This window comes from Trabulsiella odontotermitis (genome assembly GCF_030053895.1).
GTDB lineage: Bacteria > Pseudomonadota > Gammaproteobacteria > Enterobacterales > Enterobacteriaceae > Trabulsiella > Trabulsiella odontotermitis_C.
Map to the genome: position 1 here is coordinate 357912 of NZ_CP125781.1, position 26209 is coordinate 384120.

The 26209-nt window shown below is 52.7% G+C and carries 30 protein-coding genes, 2 tRNA genes, 4 rRNA genes and 1 pseudogene; 28 read left to right on the plus strand and 9 right to left on the minus strand.

What is annotated here, in order from left to right; translation table 11 throughout:
• Window positions 1-27 precede the first annotated feature (27 nt).
• The 16 genes and pseudogenes from rpsH to QMG90_RS01775 all read left to right on the plus strand — a co-directional run.
• Entirely contained in the window at window positions 28-420 is a 393-nt protein-coding gene (gene rpsH, locus QMG90_RS01700; protein ID WP_012908428.1) for a 30S ribosomal protein S8, read from the plus strand.
• A 12-nt stretch (window positions 421-432) separates the two neighbouring features.
• The gene (gene rplF / locus QMG90_RS01705) at window positions 433-966 is read left to right on the plus strand and encodes a 50S ribosomal protein L6 (RefSeq protein WP_054181091.1); all 534 of its coding nucleotides are present in this window, start codon (window positions 433-435) and stop codon (window positions 964-966) included.
• A gap of 9 nt (window positions 967-975) precedes the next feature.
• Window positions 976-1329, plus strand: coding sequence for a 50S ribosomal protein L18 (rplR, locus tag QMG90_RS01710; RefSeq protein ID WP_038158510.1), 354 nt, complete (start codon window positions 976-978; stop codon window positions 1327-1329).
• Window positions 1330-1343: 14 nt separating this feature from the next.
• Window positions 1344-1844, plus strand: coding sequence for a 30S ribosomal protein S5 (rpsE, locus tag QMG90_RS01715; protein ID WP_049847029.1), 501 nt, complete (start codon window positions 1344-1346; stop codon window positions 1842-1844).
• 6 nt (window positions 1845-1850) lie between these two features.
• Complete coding sequence (rpmD, locus tag QMG90_RS01720; RefSeq protein WP_001140434.1) at window positions 1851-2030, plus strand: 50S ribosomal protein L30; 180 nt, start codon at window positions 1851-1853, stop codon at window positions 2028-2030.
• A gap of 3 nt (window positions 2031-2033) precedes the next feature.
• Complete coding sequence (rplO, locus tag QMG90_RS01725; RefSeq protein WP_054181090.1) at window positions 2034-2468, plus strand: 50S ribosomal protein L15; 435 nt, start codon at window positions 2034-2036, stop codon at window positions 2466-2468.
• Between the two features lie 7 nt (window positions 2469-2475).
• Entirely contained in the window at window positions 2476-3807 is a 1332-nt protein-coding gene (gene secY / locus QMG90_RS01730; protein WP_038158504.1) for a preprotein translocase subunit SecY, read from the plus strand.
• 31 nt (window positions 3808-3838) lie between these two features.
• Window positions 3839-3955 (plus strand): 50S ribosomal protein L36, encoded by a 117-nt coding sequence (gene rpmJ / locus QMG90_RS01735; RefSeq protein WP_000868187.1) that lies wholly within the window; start codon window positions 3839-3841, stop codon window positions 3953-3955.
• 147 nt (window positions 3956-4102) lie between these two features.
• Complete coding sequence (gene rpsM / locus QMG90_RS01740; protein WP_038158502.1) at window positions 4103-4459, plus strand: 30S ribosomal protein S13; 357 nt, start codon at window positions 4103-4105, stop codon at window positions 4457-4459.
• A 16-nt stretch (window positions 4460-4475) separates the two neighbouring features.
• Window positions 4476-4865, plus strand: a complete 390-nt coding sequence (gene rpsK / locus QMG90_RS01745) for a 30S ribosomal protein S11 (RefSeq protein ID WP_002919257.1) — start codon at window positions 4476-4478, stop codon at window positions 4863-4865.
• A 34-nt stretch (window positions 4866-4899) separates the two neighbouring features.
• Entirely contained in the window at window positions 4900-5520 is a 621-nt protein-coding gene (gene rpsD / locus QMG90_RS01750) for a 30S ribosomal protein S4 (protein ID WP_038158499.1), read from the plus strand.
• A gap of 25 nt (window positions 5521-5545) precedes the next feature.
• Complete coding sequence (locus QMG90_RS01755) at window positions 5546-6535, plus strand: DNA-directed RNA polymerase subunit alpha (RefSeq protein ID WP_038158497.1); 990 nt, start codon at window positions 5546-5548, stop codon at window positions 6533-6535.
• Between the two features lie 40 nt (window positions 6536-6575).
• Window positions 6576-6962 (plus strand): 50S ribosomal protein L17, encoded by a 387-nt coding sequence (gene rplQ, locus QMG90_RS01760; protein WP_002919206.1) that lies wholly within the window; start codon window positions 6576-6578, stop codon window positions 6960-6962.
• A gap of 109 nt (window positions 6963-7071) precedes the next feature.
• Window positions 7072-7440: a DnaJ family domain-containing protein gene (locus tag QMG90_RS01765; RefSeq protein WP_283282470.1), complete on the plus strand. Its 369-nt coding sequence runs from the start codon at window positions 7072-7074 to the stop codon at window positions 7438-7440.
• A 2-nt stretch (window positions 7441-7442) separates the two neighbouring features.
• A complete protein-coding gene (zntR, locus tag QMG90_RS01770; RefSeq protein ID WP_283282471.1) occupies window positions 7443-7868 on the plus strand; it encodes a Zn(2+)-responsive transcriptional regulator in 426 nt (141 codons plus the stop codon).
• Between the two features lie 57 nt (window positions 7869-7925).
• A pseudogene (locus tag QMG90_RS01775) lies at window positions 7926-8126 on the plus strand (alternative ribosome-rescue factor A); the annotation flags it as partial.
• 16 nt (window positions 8127-8142) lie between these two features.
• Here QMG90_RS01775 and mscL read toward each other — a convergent pair.
• The 5 genes from mscL to def form a co-directional block, all read right to left on the minus strand.
• On the minus strand, window positions 8143-8556 hold the full coding sequence (gene mscL, locus QMG90_RS01780; RefSeq protein WP_283282473.1) for a large-conductance mechanosensitive channel protein MscL: 414 nt from the start codon (window positions 8554-8556) through the stop codon (window positions 8143-8145).
• Between the two features lie 147 nt (window positions 8557-8703).
• A complete protein-coding gene (trkA, locus tag QMG90_RS01785) occupies window positions 8704-10080 on the minus strand; it encodes a Trk system potassium transporter TrkA (protein WP_038158486.1) in 1377 nt (458 codons plus the stop codon).
• Window positions 10081-10101: 21 nt separating this feature from the next.
• Complete coding sequence (gene rsmB / locus QMG90_RS01790; protein ID WP_283282474.1) at window positions 10102-11391, minus strand: 16S rRNA (cytosine(967)-C(5))-methyltransferase RsmB; 1290 nt, start codon at window positions 11389-11391, stop codon at window positions 10102-10104.
• Between the two features lie 51 nt (window positions 11392-11442).
• Window positions 11443-12390 carry a methionyl-tRNA formyltransferase gene (gene fmt, locus QMG90_RS01795; RefSeq protein ID WP_283282475.1) on the minus strand — a complete coding sequence of 316 codons (948 nt, stop codon included), beginning with the start codon at window positions 12388-12390 and terminating at the stop codon, window positions 11443-11445.
• 14 nt (window positions 12391-12404) lie between these two features.
• Window positions 12405-12914 carry a peptide deformylase gene (def, locus tag QMG90_RS01800; RefSeq protein WP_283282476.1) on the minus strand — a complete coding sequence of 170 codons (510 nt, stop codon included), beginning with the start codon at window positions 12912-12914 and terminating at the stop codon, window positions 12405-12407.
• 128 nt (window positions 12915-13042) lie between these two features.
• On the opposite strand from def, the gene dprA reads away from it, so the two are divergent.
• The 6 genes from dprA to QMG90_RS01830 are packed head-to-tail and all read left to right on the plus strand — an operon-like array spanning window position 13043 to window position 16847.
• Window positions 13043-14167 carry a DNA-protecting protein DprA gene (dprA, locus tag QMG90_RS01805; RefSeq protein ID WP_283282477.1) on the plus strand — a complete coding sequence of 375 codons (1125 nt, stop codon included), beginning with the start codon at window positions 13043-13045 and terminating at the stop codon, window positions 14165-14167.
• Complete coding sequence (gene smg, locus QMG90_RS01810; protein WP_038158479.1) at window positions 14139-14612, plus strand: DUF494 family protein Smg; 474 nt, start codon at window positions 14139-14141, stop codon at window positions 14610-14612. Before dprA ends, smg begins: the two co-directional genes overlap by 29 nt.
• Before the next feature lie 26 nt (window positions 14613-14638).
• Complete coding sequence (locus tag QMG90_RS01815) at window positions 14639-15193, plus strand: DNA topoisomerase family protein (RefSeq protein ID WP_283282478.1); 555 nt, start codon at window positions 14639-14641, stop codon at window positions 15191-15193.
• A complete protein-coding gene (tsaC, locus tag QMG90_RS01820; RefSeq protein WP_283282479.1) occupies window positions 15186-15758 on the plus strand; it encodes an L-threonylcarbamoyladenylate synthase type 1 TsaC in 573 nt (190 codons plus the stop codon). Before QMG90_RS01815 ends, tsaC begins: the two co-directional genes overlap by 8 nt.
• Window positions 15759-15774: 16 nt before the next feature.
• Entirely contained in the window at window positions 15775-16593 is an 819-nt protein-coding gene (gene aroE / locus QMG90_RS01825) for a shikimate dehydrogenase (protein WP_283282480.1), read from the plus strand.
• Entirely contained in the window at window positions 16590-16847 is a 258-nt protein-coding gene (locus tag QMG90_RS01830) for a DUF1488 family protein (RefSeq protein WP_283282481.1), read from the plus strand. The genes aroE and QMG90_RS01830 overlap by 4 nt, the downstream gene beginning before the upstream one ends.
• Here QMG90_RS01830 and QMG90_RS01835 read toward each other — a convergent pair.
• Window positions 16823-17377, minus strand: coding sequence for a gamma carbonic anhydrase family protein (locus QMG90_RS01835; protein WP_283282482.1), 555 nt, complete (start codon window positions 17375-17377; stop codon window positions 16823-16825). The genes QMG90_RS01830 and QMG90_RS01835 overlap by 25 nt on opposite strands.
• A 463-nt stretch (window positions 17378-17840) precedes the next feature.
• Here QMG90_RS01835 and QMG90_RS01840 point away from each other — a divergent pair.
• From QMG90_RS01840 to rrf (QMG90_RS01865), 6 genes are all read left to right on the plus strand, one after another.
• A 16S ribosomal RNA gene (locus QMG90_RS01840) occupies window positions 17841-19382 on the plus strand.
• Window positions 19383-19466: 84 nt separating this feature from the next.
• Window positions 19467-19542, plus strand: a tRNA-Glu gene (locus QMG90_RS01845).
• A gap of 193 nt (window positions 19543-19735) precedes the next feature.
• Window positions 19736-22642 (plus strand): 23S ribosomal RNA (locus QMG90_RS01850).
• Window positions 22643-22707: 65 nt separating this feature from the next.
• Window positions 22708-22823, plus strand: a 5S ribosomal RNA gene (rrf, locus tag QMG90_RS01855).
• Between the two features lie 14 nt (window positions 22824-22837).
• Window positions 22838-22913 (plus strand) — tRNA-Thr (locus QMG90_RS01860).
• Between the two features lie 39 nt (window positions 22914-22952).
• Window positions 22953-23068: ribosomal RNA gene (gene rrf, locus QMG90_RS01865) — 5S ribosomal RNA — on the plus strand.
• The 16S, 23S and 5S rRNA genes sit together here with 2 tRNA genes alongside, the layout of an rRNA operon.
• A 44-nt stretch (window positions 23069-23112) precedes the next feature.
• On the opposite strand, the gene QMG90_RS01870 is transcribed toward rrf (QMG90_RS01865), so the two are convergent.
• Genes QMG90_RS01870 through QMG90_RS01880 form a run of 3 tightly spaced genes read right to left on the minus strand, consistent with a single transcriptional unit; the run spans window position 23113 to window position 26173 of the window.
• Window positions 23113-23871 carry an amino acid ABC transporter ATP-binding protein gene (locus tag QMG90_RS01870; RefSeq protein ID WP_283282483.1) on the minus strand — a complete coding sequence of 253 codons (759 nt, stop codon included), beginning with the start codon at window positions 23869-23871 and terminating at the stop codon, window positions 23113-23115.
• Between the two features lie 7 nt (window positions 23872-23878).
• Entirely contained in the window at window positions 23879-24982 is a 1104-nt protein-coding gene (locus QMG90_RS01875; protein ID WP_283282484.1) for an amino acid ABC transporter permease, read from the minus strand.
• Between the two features lie 9 nt (window positions 24983-24991).
• The gene (locus QMG90_RS01880) at window positions 24992-26173 is read right to left on the minus strand and encodes an amino acid ABC transporter permease (RefSeq protein ID WP_283282485.1); all 1182 of its coding nucleotides are present in this window, start codon (window positions 26171-26173) and stop codon (window positions 24992-24994) included.
• Window positions 26174-26209: the final 36 nt, after the last annotated feature.

The following is a 26209-nucleotide window of genomic DNA, read 5'->3' on the forward strand; positions in this document are numbered from 1 at the left end:
CCAATTGAATCACGGGAGTAAAGACAGATGAGCATGCAAGATCCGATCGCGGATATGCTGACCCGTATCCGTAACGGTCAGGCCGCGAACAAAGCTGCGGTCACCATGCCTTCCTCCAAGCTGAAAGTGGCAATCGCCAACGTGCTGAAGGAAGAAGGTTTTATCGAAGATTTTAAAGTTGAAGGCGACACCAAGCCGGAACTGGAAGTGACTCTTAAGTACTTCCAGGGGAAAGCTGTTGTAGAAAGCATTCAGCGTGTCAGCCGCCCAGGTCTGCGCATCTATAAAAGAAAAGATGAGCTGCCGAAAGTTATGGCGGGTCTGGGTATCGCGGTTGTTTCTACCTCTAAAGGTGTTATGACTGATCGTGCAGCGCGCCAGGCTGGTCTTGGTGGCGAAATTATCTGCTACGTAGCCTAATCGGAGGAAAAAATGTCTCGTGTTGCTAAAGCACCGGTCGTTGTTCCTGCCGGCGTTGATGTAAAAATCAACGGTCAGGTTATTACGATCAAAGGTAAAAACGGCGAGCTGACTCGTACTCTCAACGATGCTGTTGAAGTTAAACATGCAGATAATGCACTGACCTTCGGTCCGCGTGATGGTTACGCAGATGGTTGGGCTCAGGCTGGTACCGCGCGTGCCCTGCTGAACTCAATGGTTGTCGGTGTTACCGAAGGCTTCACTAAGAAGCTGCAGCTGGTTGGTGTAGGTTATCGTGCAGCGGTTAAAGGCAATGTTGTTAACCTGGCTCTGGGTTTCTCCCATCCGGTTGATCATCAGCTGCCGGCCGGCATCACTGCAGAATGTCCGTCTCAGACTGAAATCGTGCTGAAAGGCGCTGATAAGCAGATGATCGGCCAGGTTGCAGCAGATCTGCGCGCCTACCGTCGTCCTGAGCCTTACAAAGGCAAGGGTGTTCGTTACGCCGACGAAGTCGTGCGTACCAAAGAGGCTAAGAAGAAGTAAGGTAACACTATGGATAAGAAATCTGCTCGTATCCGTCGTGCGACCCGCGCACGCCGCAAGCTCCAGGAGCTGGGTGCAACTCGCCTGGTGGTACATCGTACCCCGCGTCACATTTACGCACAGGTCATTGCATCGAACGGTTCTGAAGTTCTGGTAGCTGCTTCTACTGTAGAAAAAGCTATCGCTGAACAACTGAAGTACACCGGTAACAAAGACGCTGCAGCAGCTGTGGGTAAAGCTGTCGCTGAACGCGCTCTGGAAAAAGGGATCAAAGATGTTTCCTTTGACCGTTCCGGGTTCCAATATCATGGTCGTGTCCAGGCACTGGCAGATGCTGCCCGTGAAGCTGGCCTTCAGTTCTAAGGTAGAGGTGTAAGATGGCTCACATCGAAAAACAAGCTGGCGAACTGCAGGAAAAGCTGATCGCGGTAAACCGCGTATCTAAAACCGTTAAAGGTGGTCGTATTTTCTCCTTCACAGCTCTGACTGTAGTGGGTGATGGTAACGGTCGCGTTGGTTTTGGTTACGGTAAAGCACGCGAAGTTCCGGCAGCGATCCAGAAAGCGATGGAAAAAGCCCGTCGCAATATGATTAACGTCGCGCTGAACCACGGCACCCTGCAGCACCCGGTTAAGGGTACTCACACGGGTTCTCGTGTATTCATGCAGCCGGCTTCCGAAGGTACCGGCATCATCGCCGGTGGTGCAATGCGCGCCGTTCTGGAAGTCGCTGGAGTTCGTAACGTTCTGGCTAAAGCGTATGGTTCCACCAACCCGATTAACGTGGTTCGTGCAACTATCGATGGCCTGGAAAATATGAATTCTCCAGAAATGGTCGCTGCCAAGCGTGGTAAATCCGTTGAAGAAATTCTGGGGTAATTGACCATGGCAAAGACTATTAAAATCACTCAAACCCGCAGTGCAATCGGTCGTCTGCCGAAACACAAGGCAACGCTGCTTGGCCTGGGTCTGCGTCGTATTGGTCATACTGTAGAACGTGAGGATACTCCTGCCGTTCGTGGTATGGTCAACGCGGTTTCCTTCATGGTTAAAGTTGAGGAGTAAGAGATGCGTTTAAATACTCTGTCTCCGGCCGAAGGCTCCAAAAAGGCGGGTAAACGCCTGGGTCGTGGTATCGGTTCTGGCCTCGGTAAAACCGGTGGTCGTGGTCACAAAGGTCAGAAGTCTCGTTCTGGCGGTGGCGTACGTCGCGGTTTCGAGGGTGGTCAGATGCCTCTGTACCGTCGTCTGCCGAAATTCGGTTTCACTTCACGTAAAGCAATGATTACGGCAGAGATTCGTCTGTCCGATCTGGCTAAAGTAGAAGGCGACGTAGTTGACCTGAACACGCTGAAAGCGGCTAACATTATCGGCATCCAGATCGAGTTCGCGAAAGTGATCCTGGCTGGTGAAGTATCTCGTCCGGTAACTGTTCGTGGCCTGCGTGTTACTAAAGGCGCTCGTGCTGCTATCGAAGCTGCTGGCGGTAAAATTGAGGAATAAGTAGCAGATGGCTAAGCAACCGGGATTAGATTTTCAAAGTGCCAAAGGCGGTTTCGGCGAACTGAAACGCAGACTTTTGTTTGTTATCGGCGCGCTGATTGTGTTCCGAATTGGCTCTTTTATTCCGATCCCTGGTATTGATGCCGCTGTACTTGCCAAACTGCTTGAGCAACAGCGAGGCACCATCATTGAAATGTTCAACATGTTCTCTGGTGGTGCTCTCAGCCGTGCTTCTATCTTTGCTCTGGGTATTATGCCGTATATCTCGGCATCCATTATTATCCAGCTGCTGACGGTGGTTCACCCAACGCTGGCAGAAATTAAGAAAGAAGGGGAGTCTGGTCGTCGTAAGATCAGCCAGTACACCCGCTACGGTACTCTGGTGCTGGCAATATTCCAGTCGATCGGTATTGCTACCGGTCTGCCGAATATGCCTGGTATGCAGGGCCTGGTCATTAACCCAGGCTTTGCATTCTATTTCACCGCTGTTGTAAGTCTGGTCACAGGAACCATGTTCCTGATGTGGCTCGGCGAACAGATCACTGAACGAGGTATCGGTAACGGTATTTCGATCATTATCTTCGCTGGTATCGTTGCGGGACTCCCGCCGGCCATCGCCCATACTATCGAGCAAGCGCGTCAAGGCGACCTGCACTTCCTCCTGTTGCTGTTGGTTGCAGTATTAGTATTTGCAGTGACCTTCTTTGTTGTCTTCGTAGAACGTGGTCAACGCCGCATTGTGGTGAACTACGCTAAGCGTCAACAAGGTCGTCGTGTCTATGCTGCACAGAGCACACATTTGCCGCTGAAAGTGAATATGGCGGGGGTAATCCCGGCAATCTTCGCTTCCAGTATTATCCTGTTCCCGGCAACCATCGCGTCATGGTTCGGGGGCGGTACTGGTTGGAACTGGCTGACAACAATTTCGCTGTATTTGCAGCCTGGGCAACCGCTTTATGTGTTACTCTATGCGTCTGCAATCATCTTCTTCTGTTTCTTCTACACGGCGTTGGTCTTCAACCCGCGTGAAACAGCAGATAACCTGAAGAAGTCCGGTGCATTTGTACCAGGAATTCGTCCGGGAGAGCAAACGGCGAAGTATATCGATAAGGTAATGACTCGCCTGACTCTAATCGGTGCGTTGTATATTACTTTTATCTGCCTGATCCCGGAGTTCATGCGTGATGCAATGAAAGTGCCGTTCTACTTCGGTGGGACCTCACTGCTTATCGTTGTCGTCGTGATTATGGACTTTATGGCTCAAGTGCAAACTCTGATGATGTCCAGTCAGTATGAGTCTGCATTGAAGAAGGCGAACCTGAAAGGCTACGGCCGTTAATTGGTCGCCCGAGAAGTTACGGAGAGTAAAAATGAAAGTTCGTGCTTCCGTCAAGAAATTATGCCGTAACTGCAAAATCGTTAAGCGTGATGGTGTCATCCGTGTGATTTGCAGTGCCGAGCCGAAACATAAACAGCGCCAAGGCTGATTTATTTCGCATATTTTTCTTGCAAAGTTGGGTTGAGCTGGCTAGATTAGCCAGCCAATCTTTTGTATGTCTGTGCGTTTCCATTTGAGTATCCTGAAAACGGGCTTTTCAGCATGGAACGTGCAATTCAAATAATAGGAGTGCATAGTGGCCCGTATAGCAGGCATTAACATTCCTGATCACAAACATACCGTAATCGCTTTAACTGCAATTTTCGGTATCGGCAAGACCCGTTCTAAGGCCATTTGTGCCTCAGCGGGAATCGCTGAACATGTTAAGATCAGTGAGCTGTCTGAAGAACAGATCGATACGTTGCGCGACGAAGTAGGTAAATTCGTCGTTGAAGGTGATCTGCGTCGTGAAATCACCCTGAGCATCAAGCGTCTGATGGACCTTGGTTGCTACCGTGGTTTGCGTCATCGTCGTGGTCTCCCGGTTCGCGGTCAGCGTACCAAGACCAACGCACGTACCCGTAAGGGTCCGCGCAAACCGATCAAGAAATAATCGGGGTGATTGAATAATGGCAAAGGCACCAATTCGTGCACGTAAACGTGTAAGAAAACAAGTCTCTGACGGCGTGGCTCATATCCATGCTTCTTTCAACAACACCATCGTTACTATTACTGATCGTCAGGGTAACGCTTTGGGTTGGGCAACAGCCGGTGGTTCCGGTTTCCGTGGTTCACGCAAATCCACTCCGTTTGCAGCTCAGGTTGCAGCAGAGCGTTGCGCTGAAGCCGTAAAAGAATACGGCATCAAGAATCTGGAAGTTATGGTCAAGGGACCGGGTCCGGGTCGCGAATCTACTATTCGTGCTCTGAACGCCGCTGGTTTCCGCATCACTAATATTACTGATGTGACTCCGATCCCTCACAACGGTTGTCGTCCGCCGAAAAAACGTCGCGTATAACGCGGTCGTTTTCTAGGATTGTTGGAGAAAGAAAATGGCAAGATATTTGGGTCCTAAGCTCAAGCTGAGCCGTCGCGAGGGCACAGACCTCTTCCTGAAGTCTGGCGTTCGCGCGATCGATACCAAGTGTAAAATTGAACAAGCTCCTGGCCAGCACGGTGCGCGTAAACCGCGTCTGTCTGACTATGGTGTGCAGTTGCGTGAAAAGCAAAAAGTTCGCCGTATCTACGGTGTGCTGGAGCGTCAGTTCCGTAACTATTATAAAGAAGCAGCACGTCTGAAAGGCAACACTGGTGAAAACCTGTTGGCTCTGCTGGAAGGTCGTCTGGACAACGTTGTATACCGTATGGGCTTCGGCGCCACTCGTGCAGAAGCACGCCAGCTGGTTAGCCATAAGGCTATCATGGTAAACGGTCGTGTTGTTAACATCGCTTCTTATCAGGTTAAAGCGAATGACGTTGTTAGCATTCGTGAGAAAGCGAAAAAGCAGTCTCGCGTGAAAGCCGCTCTGGAGCTGGCTGAGCAGCGTGAAAAGCCAACCTGGCTGGAAGTTGATGCTGGCAAGATGGAAGGTACGTTCAAGCGTCAGCCGGAACGTTCTGATCTGTCTGCGGACATTAACGAACACCTGATCGTCGAGCTTTACTCCAAGTAAAGCTTAGTACCAAAGAGAGGACACAATGCAGGGTTCTGTGACAGAGTTTCTAAAACCGCGCCTGGTAGATATCGAGCAAGTGAGTTCGACGCACGCCAAGGTGACCCTTGAGCCTTTAGAGCGTGGCTTTGGCCATACTCTGGGTAACGCACTGCGCCGTATTCTGCTTTCATCAATGCCGGGTTGCGCGGTGACCGAGGTTGAGATTGATGGTGTACTGCACGAGTACAGCACCAAAGAAGGCGTTCAGGAAGATATCCTGGAAATCCTGCTCAACCTGAAAGGGCTGGCGGTGAAAGTTCATGGTAAAGATGAAGTTATTCTTACTTTGAATAAATCTGGCATTGGCCCTGTGACCGCAGCCGACATTACCCACGACGGTGATGTCGAAATCGTCAAGCCTCAGCACGTTATCTGCCACCTGACCGATGAAAACGCATCTATTAGCATGCGCATCAAAGTTCAGCGCGGTCGTGGTTATGTGCCGGCGTCTGCCCGAATTCATTCGGAAGAAGATGAGCGCCCGATCGGACGTCTGCTGGTCGACGCCTGCTACAGCCCTGTAGAGCGTATTGCCTACAATGTTGAAGCAGCGCGTGTAGAACAGCGCACCGACCTGGACAAGCTGGTCATCGAAATGGAAACCAACGGTACAATCGATCCTGAAGAGGCGATTCGTCGTGCGGCGACCATCCTGGCTGAACAACTTGAAGCTTTCGTTGATTTACGTGATGTACGTCAGCCGGAAGTTAAAGAAGAGAAACCAGAATTCGATCCGATCCTGCTGCGCCCTGTTGACGATCTGGAATTGACTGTCCGCTCTGCTAACTGCCTCAAGGCAGAAGCTATCCACTATATCGGTGATCTGGTACAGCGTACCGAGGTTGAGTTGCTGAAAACGCCGAACCTGGGTAAAAAATCTCTTACTGAGATTAAAGACGTGCTGGCCTCCCGTGGTCTGTCTCTGGGCATGCGCCTGGAAAACTGGCCACCGGCAAGCATTGCTGACGAGTAACCGGATCACAGGTTAAGGTTTTACTGAGAAGGATAAGGTCATGCGCCATCGTAAGAGTGGTCGTCAACTGAACCGCAACAGCAGCCATCGCCAGGCTATGTTCCGCAACATGGCAGGTTCGCTGGTTCGTCATGAGATCATCAAGACGACCCTGCCGAAAGCGAAAGAACTGCGTCGCGTAGTTGAGCCGCTGATTACTCTTGCCAAGACTGATAGCGTAGCTAATCGTCGTCTGGCATTCGCCCGCACTCGTGATAACGAGATCGTGGCAAAACTGTTTAACGAGCTGGGCCCGCGTTTCGCGAGCCGTGCCGGTGGTTACACTCGCATTCTGAAGTGTGGCTTCCGTGCTGGTGACAACGCTCCGATGGCTTACATCGAGCTGGTTGATCGCGCCGAGCCGAAAGCAGAAGCTGCTGCAGAGTAATCTGTAGTAACGTAGAAAAACCCGCTTCGGCGGGTTTTTTTATATCCTCCACACCCCCATCTCTCTACAATATCTATACACTCTTTGTTCAATCCCCTGGAGACAACGCATGTGGTTGCTTGATCAGTGGGCGGAACGCCATATCCTGGATGCCCAAAAAAGCGGTGAGTTTGATAATCTACCCGGCACGGGTGAGCCGCTGCAGCTTGATGATGACGCCCATATCCCGGAGGAACTTCGGGCGGGTTATCGTTTGTTAAAAAATGCAGGCTGTTTACCGCCGGAGCTTGCTCAGCGGAAAGAGGCGCTGGAGCTCAGGGATCTCTTACAGAGCGTCCGGCAGGACGATCCCCGCTATCAGGAGCTGAGCCGCAGACTGACGCTGCTGGAGCTAAAATTGCGTCAGGCAGGGCTGAATACCGATTTTCTGCACGGCGAGTATGCAGACAGGCTGATACAGAAAATGAATGAGGGCTGAACATGTACCGTATAGGCGAACTGGCGAAATTAGCGGATGTCACCCCGGATACGATCCGTTATTACGAAAAACAGCAAATGATGGACCACGACGTCCGGACTGAGGGCGGTTTTCGTCTTTATTCTGACAACGATCTGCAGCGCCTGCGCTTTATTCGCTATGCGCGCCAGCTGGGATTTACGCTGGAATCGATCCGCGAACTGCTTTCGATCCGTATCGATCCAGAACACCATACCTGCCAGGAGTCCAAAGGTATTGTTCAGGCACGATTAAGCGAAGTCGAAGAAAAAATTGAAGAGCTACAGACCATGCGTCGCTCGTTACAGCGCCTGAACGACGCCTGTTGTGGTACAGCGCACAGTAGCGTGTATTGCTCGATCCTCGAAGCGTTGGAGCAAGGTGCGAGTACGTCTCCTTCTGTACGTTGATCTTTTTTAATACCGGGATTACACTCCCGCCGTCAAAACACACCAACTGGAGAAATTATGAGCCGCTATCAGCACAAGAAGGGGCAAATTAAGGATAACGCCATTGAGGCTTTACTTCATGACCCGCTGTTTCGCCAGCGCGTTGAGAAGAATAAGAAAGGGAAAGGCAGTTATTTACGCAAAGATAAGCACGAAAAACGGGGTAACTGGGAGGCCAGTGGCAAGAAAGCAAAATGCTTTTTTACCACTGGCCTTCTGACTTTTACACGTCAGATTATGAACGGTTGTTTTGTTCTTTCAGCAGATCGCGGATTTCAGAAAGCAGGACTTCTTCTTTAGTCGGCGCCGGCGGTTCTTTCGCTTCGACTTCATTATTGCGACGAAGTTTATTCATCAGTTTGATTGCCATGAAAATAGCAAATGCAACGATGATAAAGTCAAAGATATTCTGGATGAAAACGCCATAGTGCATCACTACCGCCGGGATATCGCCTGCTGCCGGGCGTAACGTCCAGGCAAATTGCTTGAAATCTACCCCACCAATTAACAACCCCAGGGGCGGCATAATAATATCGGCAACCAGTGACGATACGATTTTGCCAAATGCGGCACCAATAATGACACCCACAGCTAAATCGACAACATTCCCGCGCATCGCGAATTCGCGAAATTCTTTAAGTAAGCTCATTTTTTTCTCCATGTGCCAGCTGACGTTTATAAGTTTAACAAATGTTTAGTCAATTTCCATTACACACGGCGAATCAAAATAATTGATTAGCCCTTAAATAATAAAGGGTTAATGAAGAAGGCGCCCCTGAGAGCGCATCGTTGAAAATTAAAGGAAGAAGGGGCTTGGCTGGAAAAGTCGTTCTACATCAGTAATAAACTTTTTATCCGTCAGAAACATAATCACGTGATCGCCCTGTTCAATACGAAGATTATCATTAGCGATCATGACATCATTGCCCCGCACAACTGCGCCAATAATGGTTCCTGGCGGCAGTTTAATTTCATCAATGACCCTGCCGACCACTCTTGATGTGGTTTCATCACCGTGTGCGACGGCTTCAATCGCTTCGGCAACGCCTCTGCGCAGCGAAGACACACCGACAATATCTGCTTTACGAACATGACTCAGCAATGCGGAAATCGTCGCCTGTTGAGGCGATATGGCGATATCAATAACGCTGCCCTGCACGAGATCGACATAAGCGCGGCGCTGGATCAGCACCATCACTTTTTTCGCCCCCATGCGTTTCGCCAGCATCGCCGACATGATGTTCGCTTCGTCATCGTTGGTGACGGCGATAAAGAGATCGACCTGATCGATATGCTCTTCCATCAGCAGTTCCTGATCCGACGCATCGCCGAAGAACACGATCGTATTCTGCAGCTTCTCAGCAAGCTCCGCGGCACGCTGCTGATCGCGCTCGATCAGTTTAACGCTGTAGTCTTTCTCCAGACGCTGAGCCAGCCCTGCACCGATATTACCGCCGCCCACGAGCATGATACGTTTATAGGGTTTCTCCAGGCGCTGCATTTCGCTCATGACGGCGCGAATATGCTGTGAGGCAGCAATGAAGAAAACCTCATCACCGGCTTCCACAATGGTCGAGCCCTGAGGGCGGATCGGTCTGTCGTGGCGGAAAATCGCCGCCACACGGGTATCGATATGCGGCATATGCTCGCGCATGGTCGACAGCGCATTACCCACCAGAGGGCCGCCGTAATAGGCGTTAACCACCGCGAGGCTCACTTTACCTTCGGCAAAATTCACCACCTGCAGAGCGCCAGGATACTCAATCAGACGGTAAATGCTGTCGATGACTAATTGTTCCGGGGCGATCAAATGGTCGATAGGGACCGCTTCGGAATGAAAAAGCTTTTCAGCGTCACGCACGTAGTCAGGCGCACGGATGCGCGCAATACGATTGGGCGTATTAAACAGGGAATAGGCGACCTGACAGGCCACCATATTAGTTTCGTCCGAGCTGGTCACTGCCACGAGCATGTCTGCGTCATCGGCACCAGCTTCGCGCAGCACGCGGGGGTGCGAGCCATGACCCTGCACGACACGCAGATCGAATTTATCCTGCAGGCTGCGCAGCCGTTCGCCGTTAATGTCGACAACGGTAATGTCGTTATTCTCGCCCACCAGGTTTTCCGCCAGGGTGCCGCCAACCTGACCCGCACCAAGTATGATAATTTTCATCTGTCGCGATCCGTTATCCGATCATTTCTTGATTAGCTTAGCGTAAAAAAAGCCATCGCCTTCTTCCGCAGCAGGCAGGTTTTGCTTGCCCGGATCCTCTGGTGTGCCGGTACCGCTCAACACCGCATCAGACGTACGTTCCAGAAACGCGCGTATCTGCTCGCTGTTCTCTTCAGGAAGAATGGAACAGGTGGCGTAAACCAGCGTACCGCCGGGCTTCAGATACGGCCACACCGCATCGAGAATTTCGCGTTGCAGACTGGCAAGTTCGGGAATATCACGATCACGACGCAGCCATTTGATATCAGGGTGGCGGCGAATTACGCCAGTGGCAGAGCAGGGGGCATCCAGCAGGATACGATCAAACTGCATACCCTCACACCACTGCGCCGGATAGCGACCATCGCCCTGCTTCACTTGCGCTTTCATTCCCAGGCGTTTCAGGTTGTCATACACGCGGGAGAGTCTTTTTTCATCCACATCAACGGCCATGACCTGCGCGTCTGGCGCCGCTTCCAGAATATGCGTCGTTTTACCTCCCGGAGCCGCACAGAGGTCGAGGATCTGCTCGCTATTCTCTGGTGCCAGGAGCGTAACACAACCCTGCGCGGAAGCGTCCTGGACGGTCACCCAACCCTCTTCAAAACCCGGCAGAGCGTGAACCGGCAACGGCGATTCCAGCCGGATGGCATCCGGGTAGGCGGGATGGGTAAAGCCTTTATGACCTGCTTCTTCCAGCAAGGCCAGCCACGCATCGCGACTGTGATGATTGCGGTTAACGCGCAGCCACATCGGTGGTCGTTGGTTATTGGCCTCAACAATGGCTTCCCACTGCTGCGGATAAGCGTGCTGAAGGCGTTTTAACAGCCAGGAAGGGTGAAGTGAAGGGTTTTCGCTTTGCGCAAACGCCTCAAGCAATGTCTCTTGCTGGCGCTGAAACTGGCGCAGTACGCCGTTAATCAGCCCTTTGAGCTGCGGGCGCTTGATTGCTACCGCACCCTCTACGGTCTCTGCCAGTGCGGCGTGCGGAGGGATTCGGGTGTATATCAGCTGGTAGAAGCCCACCATGATCAGGTAGTGGATCGTGCGTTGTTTACCCGTCATCGGGCGCGACATCAGTTTGTTGATCAACCATTCCAGCTGAGAAAGGGTGCGCAGAACACCAAAGCAGAGCTCCTGGAGCAGTGCTTTATCTTTGTCCGACACTTTTTGCTGGAGCGGCGGGAGAACATTACTGAGCGATTGCCCGTCTTCAACCACCTGCTCCACGGCCTGGGCTGCCAGGCTGCGTAAATTTGTATTTTTTTTCATAACCGCAAAAACAAAAACGCCCGGTAATACCGGGCTTAAGACGTTTCACCCTCAGGCGAGACGATTACCGGGAATAAACCACTCCCGACGGGAATTTAACAGATCCTGCACGTTCATCGCTTTCTTCCCTGCAGGCTGTAGCGATTGCAGGTTCAAAATGCCATCGCCTGTCGCGACCTGAATACCGTTTTTATTGGCCGCAATGATGGTGCCGGGCTCGGCGTTTACAGGGGTATCAATAACTGACGCCTGCCAGACTTTAACTGGTTGATCGTCGATAACGATATAGCTCATCGGCCATGGATTGAAAGCACGAATATTACGTTCAAGCTGAGCGGCGGAAAGTGACCAGTCAATGCGAGCCTCTTCTTTGCTGAGTTTCTCAGCATAGGTGACCAGCGATTCATCCTGCACTTCGGGTTTTGCCGTACCGCGCGCAAGCTGTTTCAGTGTAAGCAGCAAGCCTTCCGGCCCCATGCCGGCCAGTTTATCGTACAACGATGCGCTGGTATCGTCAGGCGTAATCGGGCAGGTAATCTTACAGAGCATATCGCCGGTATCCAGACCCACATCCATCTGCATGATGGTGACGCCGGTTTCAGCGTCACCTGCCCACAGCGAGCGCTGAATAGGTGCAGCGCCGCGCCAGCGCGGCAGCAGAGAACCATGCACATTAATACAGCCCAGACGAGGCATATCCAGCACGGCTTTCGGCAGAATCAGGCCATACGCCACGACGACCATGACATCAGCGTTAAGATCGGCAACGAGCTGCTGGTTTTCCGGCGGGCGAAGCGAGGCGGGCTGGAAAACCGGTAGACCTTTTTCTTCGGCAAGCACCTTCACCGGGCTCGGCATCAGCTTCTTGCCGCGACCCGCAGGGCGATCGGGTTGGGTAAACACGCCGACGATCTGATGCTCAGACGACAACAGCGCGTCAAGATGACGCGCTGCAAAGTCAGGTGTACCCGCAAAAATAATACGTAGTGAGTCTGACACGTTGATTCTTGTCCTTAAGCTCGCGCATTCAGGCGGTCGAGTTTCTCAACTTTCTGACGAATACGTTGTTGCTTCAGCGGCGACAGATAATCGATAAACAGCTTACCGACCAGGTGATCCATTTCATGCTGAATACAGATTGCCAGCAGGCCATCGGCTTCCAGTTCGTACGACTTACCTTCACGGTCCAGCGCACGGATTTTTACTTTCTCGGCGCGCGGCACCAGAGCGCGTTGTTCCGGAATAGAAAGGCAACCTTCTTCAATACCGGTTTCACCGCTTTTCTCCAGCAGTTCCGGGTTGATCAGTACCAGCCGCTCGTCGCGGTTTTCGGAAACATCAATCACGATGATCCGCTGATGGATATCCACTTGCGTTGCCGCCAGGCCGATACCTTCTTCGGCGTACATCGTCTCGAACATATCATCGACGATACGCTGAATTTCTGCATTGACTTCTTTGACCGGCGTAGCGACTTTGCGAAGGCGCTCGTCCGGAATATGTAACACTTGCAAAACTGCCATAAATTTCCAGAGTCGTGTTCAGGAGTTGAAAAGATAATTACCACTATTCTAGACAAAACCCCACCTGATTGACAGCATCACTGACCAATCGCAAGGATTGCTGAAGCCGCTTGTGGCAGGGAGATGAGATGACATCGACAGAAATAGGGTTGCGTCTGATGGCGGTGGCCGGAATATACGGTGACGTCATGCTCGACGCGTTTCGGGCACTTAAAGCGTCTCCTTCTATAGAAAAGAGTATGCTTATGCAGACAGGCCTTTCCGCCAGGCAGGCAGCGCAGTTTCTGGCTGTTTCAGATGCCGAACTGGAAACCTCTCTGCACTGGCTTGAACAGCCAGACCATCATTTGATTACCGCAGACAGCAGTGCGTACCCCGAGGCATTGCGCGCCATCGTTGATTACCCCGCGCTGTTGTTTGTCGCAGGCGATCCCGCAGTGCTCTGTTCCCCACAACTGGCTGTGGTGGGGAGTAGGGCGCACTCCTGGTATGGCGAACGATGGTGCAGCCTTTTCTGCGAAACGCTGGCGACGCACGGTTTGACGATTACCAGCGGGCTGGCGCTGGGGATTGACGGTGTGGCTCATCGCGCAGCGCTGAAAGCCAAAGGGAAAACTATTGCTGTGCTGGGGCATGGTCTTTCGTTAATTCATCCACGGCGGCATCTCCCGCTGGCGAAGCATATTCTGGAAACGGGTGGCGCGCTGGTGTCTGAATTTCCGTTGCTGGCAAAACCGCTGGCTCACCATTTCCCGCGGCGAAACCGGGTCATAAGTGGTTTGAGCCTGGGGGTATTTGTCGTCGAGGCGGCGCTGAAGAGCGGTTCGCTGGTCACCGCCCGGTGTGCGCTCGAACAGGGAAGAGAAGTCTTTGCTTTACCCGGTCCGGTAGGACACCCCGGCACGGAAGGCCCGCACTGGCTGATTCGGCAGGGCGCGATTCTCGTGAACTCACCTGAGGAAATCCTGGAAAATTTGCAATATGGTTTCCACGGGTTGCCAGATGACGCTGAAAAAACAAATTATTCACCGGATCATCAGAGTGTGGCATTGCCATTTCCAGAGCTCCTGGCTAACGTAGGAGATGAGGTAACACCTGTTGACGTCGTCGCTGAACGTGCCGGCCAACCTGTGCCAGTAACGGTGGCTCAGCTACTCGAACTGGAGTTAGCAGGGTGGATCGCAGCTGTACCCGGCGGCTATGTCCGTTTAAGGAGGGCATGCCATGTTCGACGTACTAATGTATTTGTTTGAGACTTACATCCATAACGAAGCTGAAATGCGCGTGGATCAGGACAAACTGACGCGGGATCTTACCGACGCCGGTTTTGATCGTGAGGATATTTATAACGCGCTGTTGTGGCTTGAAAAGCTCGCTGACTATCAGGAAGGCCTCGCCGAACCGATGCAGCTCGCTTCTGACCCACTCTCCGTCCGTATCTATACGGAAGAAGAGTGCCAACGGCTGGATGCCAGTTGCCGGGGATTCTTGTTATTCCTGGAGCAGATTCAGGTGCTAAACCTCGAAACGCGTGAAATGGTGATCGAACGAGTCATGGCGCTGGATGCCGCAGAATTCGATCTGGAAGACCTGAAGTGGGTCATTCTGATGGTGCTGTTTAATATCCCGGGCTGTGAAAACGCGTACCAACAAATGGAAGAATTACTCTTCGAAGTGAATGAAGGTATGCTGCATTAATCATTTGTGCGGCATTAAGAGTTGTTATGGCCAAATCAGCACTGTTTACGGTGCGTAAAAACGAGCCCTGCCCTCAATGCGGGGCCGAACTGGTTATCCGATCCGGGAAGCACGGTCCGTTTCTCGGTTGCTCTCATCATCCGGAATGCGATTATGTCCGTCCCCTGAAAAGTCAGGCGGACGGGCACATCGTTAAAGTTCTGGAGGGACAGTTGTGTCCTGCCTGTGGCGCAGAGCTGGTATTGCGCCAGGGGCGTTTTGGTATGTTCATTGGGTGCAGTCAATACCCTGAATGTGAGCACACCGAAGTTATCGACAAGCCTGATGAAACGGCGATGAGTTGCCCACAATGCCATCACGGCCACCTCGTCCAGCGCCGTTCGCGCTACGGTAAAACCTTTCATTCCTGCGATCGCTATCCGGAATGTCAGTTCGTTATCAATTTCAAACCTGTGGCGGGTGAATGTCCTGAATGCCATTACCCGCTGCTTATCGAAAAGAAAACCGCACTGGGCGTGAAGCGTTTCTGTGCCAGTAAACAATGTGGAAAGCCGGTAACGGCGGAACAAATCAGTGAATAATTACCTGCCATCTGACACCGTAACGCATGCTGTTGCGGTGTTAAATAATGAAAATGTCATCGCCTATCCCACAGAAGCTGTTTTTGGTGTCGGTTGCGACCCGGACAGCGAAACTGCAGTGATGAAACTGCTGGATCTCAAACAACGGCCGGTTGAAAAAGGCCTGATTCTGATTGCTGCCGATTATGAACAGCTCAAACCCTATATCGACGATTCCCGGCTGACAGACGAACAGCGCGCCGCCGTGTTTTCCTGCTGGCCGGGGCCAGTCACTTTCGTTTTCCCGGCGCGGGCCACGACGCCACGCTGGCTGACAGGGCGTTTCGACTCGCTGGCGGTACGCGTCACGGATCATCCGCTGGTAATCGAACTCTGCCGTGCTTACGGCAAACCGATTGTTTCCACCAGTGCGAATCTGACCGGCTTGCCGCCGTGTCGCACCACAGAAGACGTTCACGCACAGTTTGGTGATGATTTTCCGGTTGTGAATGGCCTCACCGGCGGGCGCCTGAATCCTTCGGAGATTCGGGATGCGCTGACGGGTGAACGCTTTCGCCAGGGGTAATATCCGGGGGTAATATATGGAAACTTACGCTGTCTTCGGTAATCCGATCGCCCACAGCAAATCGCCGTTTATTCATCAGCAGTTTGCGAAACAGCTCCATATTGAACATCCGTATGGGCGAGTGCTGGCGCCGGTCGATGATTTCATCAACACCCTGAATGCCTTTTTCTCCGCGGGCGGTAAGGGGGCGAACGTGACCGTTCCTTTTAAAGAAGAGGCATTCGCCAGAGCGGATGAACTCACGGAGCGCGCGGCGCTGGCAGGTGCGGTCAATACGTTTAAGCGTCTGGAAGACGGGCGTTTACTGGGCGACAACACTGACGGAATTGGCTTATTGAGTGATCTGGAGCGCCTTGGCCTTATCAAGCCGGGATTTCGTATTTTGCTGGTGGGGGCTGGCGGTGCAGCGCGAGGCGTATTACTGCCATTGCTGTCATTGAACTGTGCGGTCACGATTACGAACCGGACGTTTTCCCGCGCACAGGAACTGGTGCAGCTTTTTGCCCATACCGGTAGTGTCGACGCGGTCGAAATTGCGAAACTCGATGGGCTGGAGTTTGATCTCATTATTAATGCCACCTCGAGCGGTATTGCTGGTGAGGTACCGGCGATTCCCTCCTCTCTCATTAATGCGCATGTTCGCTGCTATGACATGTTTTATCAGAAAGACACCACGCCCTTTCTGCGCTGGTGCGAGCAGCATGGCGCGAAGATGTGTGCCGATGGGTTAGGGATGCTGGTGGCTCAGGCGGCGCATGCGGTATTGCTCTGGCACGGTGTATTACCGGAAATCACGCCGGTGATCGCGGCGCTTTCCCGGGAACTGCAGGCGTGAATCAGGCGATTCAGTTCCCTGACAGAGAAATCTGGGACGACGAACGACGCGCGGTGGTTTTCCCTGCGCTGGTGAATGGCATGCAACTCACCTGCGCCATTAAAGGGGAAGTGCTGGCGCGTCACTTTGGCGGCGATACACCAGAAACGTGGCTGGCTGTTTTTCGCGAACACCGTTGGGATCTGGAAGAAGAGGCCGAACAGGTGATTCGCGAAGAACAGGAAGACGATCAGGGCTGGTTCTGGCTCTCCTGATGCAGATAGTCATCCTTCCATTTCACGTAGTTGTCCGCAGAATAGCGTAACCCCGCAATTTCCGCTTCCGTCAGGGGGCGGATCTGTTTTACCGGGCTGCCTAAATAGAGATAACCGCTTTCCAGTCGTTTGTTCTGCAGTACAAGGCTCCCGGCACCAATCATTACATCATCCTCAACAATCACGCCGTCGAGCAGAATGGATCCCATTCCTACCAGTACGCGATTGCCAATCGTGCAGCCATGCAGCATCACTTTATGTCCCACGGTGACCTCTTCTCCCACAATCAGGGGATTGCCTGCCGGGTTATAGGAAGATTTATGGGTAACATGGAGCACGCACCCGTCCTGAATATTACTGCGGGATCCGACAGAAACGTAATTGACGTCGCCGCGAATAGCAACCAGTGGCCAGATGCTGACGTCATCGGCCAAACGCACATCACCAATCACCACGCTGGTGGGATCAATCATCACGTTTTGACCGAGTTTGGGAAAAGTATCCTTATAAGGACGAAGCTTTGCAGACATGATTACCTCTGTTTGATCACGTATCGCTGCATTATCGACCATCAGCGGGGCTTTCACACCTCAAAAAAGCAGCAGATCGTACAGGATCGCCGCGAAAAGCCTGAAAAATCAGCAGTCAGAAAAAAAGATCCAAAAAACGCTTGTGCAAAAAAATGGGATCCCTATAATGCGCCTCCGTTGAGACGACAACGTGAATCACTTCACCAGATAGTCGTAACGGCTGAAGAGAAAAAATCCTGAGAAATTAGGGTTGACTCTGAAAGAGGAAAGCGTAATATACGCCACCTCGCGACAGCGCGCTGTAAGCCGCGTCGCAACTGCTCTTTAACAATTTATCAGACAATCTGTGTGGGCACTCGGAGTGACATGGATTCTTGACGTCCTCGGACGAAAAATGAATACCAAGTCTCAAAGAGTGAACACGTAATTCATTACGAAGTTTAATTCTTAGAGCATCAAACTTAAATTGAAGAGTTTGATCATGGCTCAGATTGAACGCTGGCGGCAGGCCTAACACATGCAAGTCGAGCGGCAGCGGGGGGAAGCTTGCTTCCCCGCCGGCGAGCGGCGGACGGGTGAGTAATGTCTGGGAAACTGCCTGATGGAGGGGGATAACTACTGGAAACGGTAGCTAATACCGCATAACGTCTTCGGACCAAAGTGGGGGACCTTCGGGCCTCATGCCATCAGATGTGCCCAGATGGGATTAGCTTGTTGGTGGGGTAACGGCTCACCAAGGCGACGATCCCTAGCTGGTCTGAGAGGATGACCAGCCACACTGGAACTGAGACACGGTCCAGACTCCTACGGGAGGCAGCAGTGGGGAATATTGCACAATGGGCGCAAGCCTGATGCAGCCATGCCGCGTGTATGAAGAAGGCCTTCGGGTTGTAAAGTACTTTCAGCGGGGAGGAAGGTGCTGTGGTTAATAACCGCAGCAATTGACGTTACCCGCAGAAGAAGCACCGGCTAACTCCGTGCCAGCAGCCGCGGTAATACGGAGGGTGCAAGCGTTAATCGGAATTACTGGGCGTAAAGCGCACGCAGGCGGTCTGTCAAGTCGGATGTGAAATCCCCGGGCTCAACCTGGGAACTGCATCCGAAACTGGCAGGCTTGAGTCTTGTAGAGGGGGGTAGAATTCCAGGTGTAGCGGTGAAATGCGTAGAGATCTGGAGGAATACCGGTGGCGAAGGCGGCCCCCTGGACAAAGACTGACGCTCAGGTGCGAAAGCGTGGGGAGCAAACAGGATTAGATACCCTGGTAGTCCACGCCGTAAACGATGTCGACTTGGAGGTTGTGCCCTTGAGGCGTGGCTTCCGGAGCTAACGCGTTAAGTCGACCGCCTGGGGAGTACGGCCGCAAGGTTAAAACTCAAATGAATTGACGGGGGCCCGCACAAGCGGTGGAGCATGTGGTTTAATTCGATGCAACGCGAAGAACCTTACCTGGTCTTGACATCCACGGAAGTTTTCAGAGATGAGAATGTGCCTTCGGGAACCGTGAGACAGGTGCTGCATGGCTGTCGTCAGCTCGTGTTGTGAAATGTTGGGTTAAGTCCCGCAACGAGCGCAACCCTTATCCTTTGTTGCCAGCGATTAGGTCGGGAACTCAAAGGAGACTGCCAGTGATAAACTGGAGGAAGGTGGGGATGACGTCAAGTCATCATGGCCCTTACGACCAGGGCTACACACGTGCTACAATGGCATATACAAAGAGAAGCGACCTCGCGAGAGCAAGCGGACCTCATAAAGTATGTCGTAGTCCGGACTGGAGTCTGCAACTCGACTCCACGAAGTCGGAATCGCTAGTAATCGTGGATCAGAATGCCACGGTGAATACGTTCCCGGGCCTTGTACACACCGCCCGTCACACCATGGGAGTGGGTTGCAAAAGAAGTAGGTAGCTTAACCTTCGGGAGGGCGCTTACCACTTTGTGATTCATGACTGGGGTGAAGTCGTAACAAGGTAACCGTAGGGGAACCTGCGGTTGGATCACCTCCTTACCTGAAAGAACCTGCCTCTGAAGTGCTCACACAGATTGTCTGATGAAAAGTGAATAGCAAGGCGTCTTGCGAAGCAGACTTTGTGTCCCCTTCGTCTAGAGGCCCAGGACACCGCCCTTTCACGGCGGTAACAGGGGTTCGAATCCCCTAGGGGACGCCACTTGCGCGGTAATGTGTGAAAGGCGTTGCCCACTGATATCTCAAAACTGACTCAGTGAGTCACGTTTGAGATATTTGCTCTTTAAAAATCTGGATCAAGCTGAAAATTGAAACGACACACAGTTTATGTGTGTTCGAGTCTCTCAAATTTTCACGACACGTGAGGTGTTTTACGAAACATCTTCGGGTTGTGAGGTTAAGCGACTAAGCGTACACGGTGGATGCCCTGGCAGTCAGAGGCGATGAAGGACGTGCTAATCTGCGAAAAGCGCCGGTAAGGTGATATGAACCGTTATAACCGGCGATGTCCGAATGGGGAAACCCGGTGCACTTCGGTGCATCATCGTAACATGAATACATAGTGTTGCGAGGCGAACCGGGGGAACTGAAACATCTAAGTACCCCGAGGAAAAGAAATCAACCGAGATTCCCCCAGTAGCGGCGAGCGAACGGGGAGGAGCCCAGAGTCTGAATCAGTTTGTGTGTCAGTGGAACGGTCTGGAAAGGCCGGCGATACAGGGTGAAAGCCCCGTACACAAAAACACACAGGCTGTGAACTCGATGAGTAGGGCGGGACACGTGGTATCCTGTCTGAATATGGGGGGACCATCCTCCAAGGCTAAATACTCCTGACTGACCGATAGTGAACCAGTACCGTGAGGGAAAGGCGAAAAGAACCCCGGCGAGGGGAGTGAAACAGAACCTGAAACCGTGTACGTACAAGCAGTGGGAGCACCCTTCGGGGTGTGACTGCGTACCTTTTGTATAATGGGTCAGCGACTTATATTCTGTAGCAAGGTTAACCGAATAGGGGAGCCGAAGGGAAACCGAGTCTTAACCGGGCGTTAAGTTGCAGGGTATAGACCCGAAACCCGGTGATCTAGCCATGGGCAGGTTGAAGGTTGGGTAACACTAACTGGAGGACCGAACCGACTAATGTTGAAAAATTAGCGGATGACCTGTGGCTGGGGGTGAAAGGCCAATCAAACCGGGAGATAGCTGGTTCTCCCCGAAAGCTATTTAGGTAGCGCCTCGTGAATTCATCTCCGGGGGTAGAGCACTGTTTCGGCCAGGGGGTCATCCCGACTTACCAACCCGATGCAAACTGCGAATACCGGAGAATGTTATCACGGGAGACACACGGCGGGTGCTAACGTCCGTCGTGAAGAGGGAAACAACCCAGACCGCCAGCTAAGGTCCCAAAGTCATGGTTAAGTGGGAAACGATGTGGGAAGGCCCAGACAGCCAGGATGTTGGCTTAGAAGCAGCCATCATTTAAAGAAAGCGTAATAGCTCACTGGTCGAGTCGGCCTGCGCGGAAGATGTAACGGGGCTAAACCATGCACCGAAGCTGCGGCAGCGACACTAAGTGTTGTTGGGTAGGGGAGCGTTCTGTAAGCCGTTGAAGGTGGCCTGTGAGGGTTGCTGGAGGTATCAGAAGTGCGAATGCTGACATAAGTAACGATAAAGCGGGTGAAAAGCCCGCTCGCCGGAAGACCAAGGGTTCCTGTCCAACGTTAATCGGGGCAGGGTGAGTCGACCCCTAAGGCGAGGCCGAAAGGCGTAGTCGATGGGAAACAGGTTAATATTCCTGTACTTGGTGTTACTGCGAAGGGGGGACGGAGAAGGCTGTGTCATCCGGGCGACGGTTGTCCCGGTTTAAGCGTGCAGGTGTGTGCTCCAGGCAAATCCGGAGTGCTTTAACACTGAGGCGTGATGACGAGGCACTACGGTGCTGAAGTGACAGATGCCCTGCTTCCAGGAAAAGCCTCTAAGCTCCAGGTAACACGAAATCGTACCCCAAACCGACACAGGTGGTCAGGTAGAGAATACCAAGGCGCTTGAGAGAACTCGGGTGAAGGAACTAGGCAAAATGGTGCCGTAACTTCGGGAGAAGGCACGCTGGTGTGTAGGTGAAGTCCCTCGCGGATGGAGCTGAGACCAGTCGAAGATACCAGCTGGCTGCAACTGTTTATTAAAAACACAGCACTGTGCAAACACGAAAGTGGACGTATACGGTGTGACGCCTGCCCGGTGCCGGAAGGTTAATTGATGGGGTCAGCCGTAAGGCGAAGCTCCTGATCGAAGCCCCGGTAAACGGCGGCCGTAACTATAACGGTCCTAAGGTAGCGAAATTCCTTGTCGGGTAAGTTCCGACCTGCACGAATGGCGTAATGATGGCCAGGCTGTCTCCACCCGAGACTCAGTGAAATTGAACTCGCTGTGAAGATGCAGTGTACCCGCGGCAAGACGGAAAGACCCCGTGAACCTTTACTATAGCTTGACACTGAACACTGGTCCTTGATGTGTAGGATAGGTGGGAGGCTTTGAAGTGTGGACGCCAGTCTGCGTGGAGCCGCCCTTGAAATACCACCCTTTAATGGCTGGTGTTCTAACGTGGACCCGTAATCCGGGTTGCGGACAGTGTCTGGTGGGTAGTTTGACTGGGGCGGTCTCCTCCTAAAGAGTAACGGAGGAGCACGAAGGTTGGCTAATCCTGGTCGGACATCAGGAGGTTAGTGCAATGGCATAAGCCAGCTTGACTGCGAGCGTGACGGCGCGAGCAGGTGCGAAAGCAGGTCATAGTGATCCGGTGGTTCTGAATGGAAGGGCCATCGCTCAACGGATAAAAGGTACTCCGGGGATAACAGGCTGATACCGCCCAAGAGTTCATATCGACGGCGGTGTTTGGCACCTCGATGTCGGCTCATCACATCCTGGGGCTGAAGTAGGTCCCAAGGGTATGGCTGTTCGCCATTTAAAGTGGTACGCGAGCTGGGTTTAGAACGTCGTGAGACAGTTCGGTCCCTATCTGCCGTGGGCGCTGGAGAATTGAGGGGGGCTGCTCCTAGTACGAGAGGACCGGAGTGGACGCATCACTGGTGTTCGGGTTGTCATGCCAATGGCACTGCCCGGTAGCTAAATGCGGAAGAGATAAGTGCTGAAAGCATCTAAGCACGAAACTTGCCCCGAGATGAGTTCTCCCTGAGACATTAAGTCTCCTGAAGGAACGTTGAAGACGACGACGTTGATAGGCCGGGTGTGTAAGCGCAGCGATGCGTTGAGCTAACCGGTACTAATGAACCGTGAGGCTTAACCTTACAACGCCGAAGCTGTTTTGGCGATGAGAGACAGAATTTCAGCCTGATACAGATAACAGAATTTGCCTGGCGGCTTTAGCGCGGTGGTCCCACCTGACCCCATGCCGAACTCAGAAGTGAAACGCCGTAGCGCCGATGGTAGTGTGGGGCTTCCCCATGTGAGAGTAGGACACTGCCAGGCATCCATTTAAGTGTGCTGATATGGCTCAGTTGGTAGAGCGCACCCTTGGTAAGGGTGAGGTCCCCAGTTCGACTCTGGGTATCAGCACCAGTTTTAAAGGTTAAAGTTCGGCAAGTAAAAAAGAATTTGTCTGGCGGCTTTAGCGCGGTGGTCCCACCTGACCCCATGCCGAACTCAGAAGTGAAACGCCGTAGCGCCGATGGTAGTGTGGGGCTTCCCCATGTGAGAGTAGGACACTGCCAGACACCAATAAGAAGAACCCCGATCGAAAGATCGGGGTTTTTTGCTTTTAGTGGATCACCTGCGACAAAAACGCGCGCGTACGTTCCGATTTCGGATGGGCGAAAAATTCCGCTGGCGGCGCCTGCTCCACAATCTCTCCGCGATCCATAAAGATGACCCTGTCCGCCACCGTCCGAGCAAACCCCATCTCATGCGTTACGCACAGCATCGTCATGCCTGACTGGGCAAGCGCAATCATGGTATCCAGCACCTCTTTCACCATTTCGGGATCGAGAGCGGAAGTCGGCTCGTCGAACAGCATAATTTTCGGCTTCATGCACAGCGAGCGCGCAATGGCTACACGCTGCTGTTGGCCGCCGGAAATCTGACCGGGAAACTTATGCGCGTGCTCGACAATACGCACACGCTCGAGGTAATGCATCGCCAGCGCTTCAGCCTCTTTTTTCGGCATCTTGCGCACCCATACTGGCGCAAGGGTGCAGTTCTGTAACACGGTTAAATGCGGGAAAAGGTTAAAGTGCTGAAACACCATTCCCACTTCCTGGCGGACTTTCTCGATATTCCGGACATCTTCATTAAGCTCGATGCCATCTACCACAATTCGCCCCTGCTGATGTTCTTCGAGGTGATTAATACAGCGGATGGTCGTTGATTTCCCCGAGCCGGAAGGGCCGCATAAAACGATACGCTCCCCCTGCTGTACATTCAGATCGATATCCTTCAGAACATGAAATTGCCCGAACCATTTATTCACTTTTTCAAGGGTGATCATTGCGTCAGCCGGTTGCATTGTAATTTGACCCATAATTTCCTCAGTGCCGGGAATGCCCGGTGTTAAAACGCTTTTCCAGATGCTGGCTGTAGCGCGACATGCTGAAACAAAAGATCCAGTAGATCAGTGCGGCAAAAACGTAGCCTTCCGTCGACATCCCAAGCCAGGCAGGATCGACAGTCGCCTGTTGCACGCTGCTGAACAGATCGAACAGACCAATAATGATCACCAGACTGGTGTCCTTAAACAGGGCGATAATGGTATTCACCAGCCCCGGGATCACCAGCTTTAGCGCCTGAGGCAAAATGACCAGCGCCTGGGTTTTCCAGTATCCCAGCGCCAGCGATTCCGCCGCTTCATACTGCCCTTTCGGCAACGCCTGTAAGCCGCCGCGCACCACTTCCGCCACATAGGCAGACTGGAACAGAATGACCCCCACCAGCGCGCGGATGAGCTTATCGATGCTCATCCCTTCCGACAGGAACAGTGGCAACATTACTGACGACATAAACAACACGGTAATCAGCGGAACGCCGCGCCAGAACTCAATAAAAATGACGGACAGCATACGTACAACAGGCATGGTTGAACGCCGTCCGAGCGCCAGCAAAATGCCTAGCGGCAGAGCCCCGGCAATACCTACCGCAGCGATGATAAGCGTCAGCGTCAGCCCGCCCCATAATCGGGTTTCCACCCGCTCAAGCCCCAGAAAACCGCCGAACAGTAACCACCAGACCAGCAGCGGATAAAGCACTACCCAGCAGGCAAGATACCGACCACGATACGGCAATTTTTTCAGGAACAGCGGGATGATAGTTATCAGCCCGGTTATCAAGGCAAGATTGATACGCCAGCGCTGATCGTGCGGATAGAGCCCATACATGAACTGGCCGAAACGCTCATGGATAAACACCCAGCAGGCGCCCGCTTTGGTACAGTCCGCCCGCGTCGAGCCCAACCAGTTGGCCTGCAAAAAAGCCCAGTTCAGTAAGGGCGGAATAATTTCCCACAGCAGCCACAGGCAAAGAATCGTCAGCAGCGAGTTAACCCAGCCAGTGAAAAGATTTTTGCGTATCCAGCCCAACAGCGTACCGGAACGCATTTTGCCGTGTGGCACAGGGTGCGACAGTAGTGCTTTTGTCATCAGAGCCCCCTAGCGCTCGATCAGGGCGATACGCCGGTTGTAGATATTCATCAGCAGCGAAATCGTCAGGCTGATAAGCAGATAAACCGACATCGTGATAGCGATCGTTTCAATCGCCTGACCGGTTTGATTCAGGACCGTACCGGCGAACAGCGACACCATATCCGGATAGCCAATCGCTGCGGCAAGCGAGGAGTTTTTAACGATATTCAGATACTGACTGGTGAGCGGCGGAATGATCACCCGCATTGCCTGAGGAATAATGACCTGACGCAGCGTTACGGGATTCGGCAACCCCAGAGAGCGCGCGGCTTCATGTTGCCCGTAGGGCACCGCCTGAATACCTGCGCGAATGATCTCGGCAATAAAGGCGGAGGTGTAAACCGAAAGGGCGAGTGTTAGCGCCGCCAGTTCAGGAATCAGCACCAGACCGCCGCGAAAGTTAAACCCGCGCAGCTCCGGGAGTTCCCAGTGGATTGCGGCGCCAAAGACCGCATGTGTCAGCAGAGGAAGCCCGACGAGAAGCGCAATCGCGATGGGCCAGGTGCGGCGTAACTGCCCGGTCGCCATCTGGTGTGCTTTATGACGGCGCCAGAGCCACCAGGTGATGGCAATGGCTAAAACGACAGCGCCAACAAACGCCAGCAGCCCTTCACCAAACTGTGGCGAGGGAATATACAATCCGCGGTTGCTGAGAAAGATCAGATCGAATGCGCTGACCGCCTGGCGAGGGCCGGGCAAATTGCGCAGCACGGCAAAATACCAGAAGAAGATCTGCAGCAGCGGTGGAATGTTACGGAAAATTTCGATGTAAATCGTCGAAAGCTTGCGCAGCAGCCAGTTTTCGGAAAGACGGGCCAGCCCCAGAAAGAAACCGATGAACGACGCAAACACAATACATAACGCGGACACTAACAGCGTATTCAACAGCCCGACGATAAAGACCAGACCATAAGTATCGCCCTGCTCATAATCAATCAGATGCTGCACAATACCAAACCCGGCGCTGCGATCGAGAAACGCAAAGCCAGAGGTGATGCCACGATGATTCAGGTTGGTGATGGTGTTGTGAATTAACCAGACAGCAATAGCGACAATCGTCGCCACCGCGATGATTTGAAAAAGCCAGGCGCGAACTGTGGGATTAGAAAACGACAGCGCGCCTTTTACGGTTGGGCGGCGATGGAACATAACAAAACCTCTGCGGCCGAAACTCCAGAAAAGGGC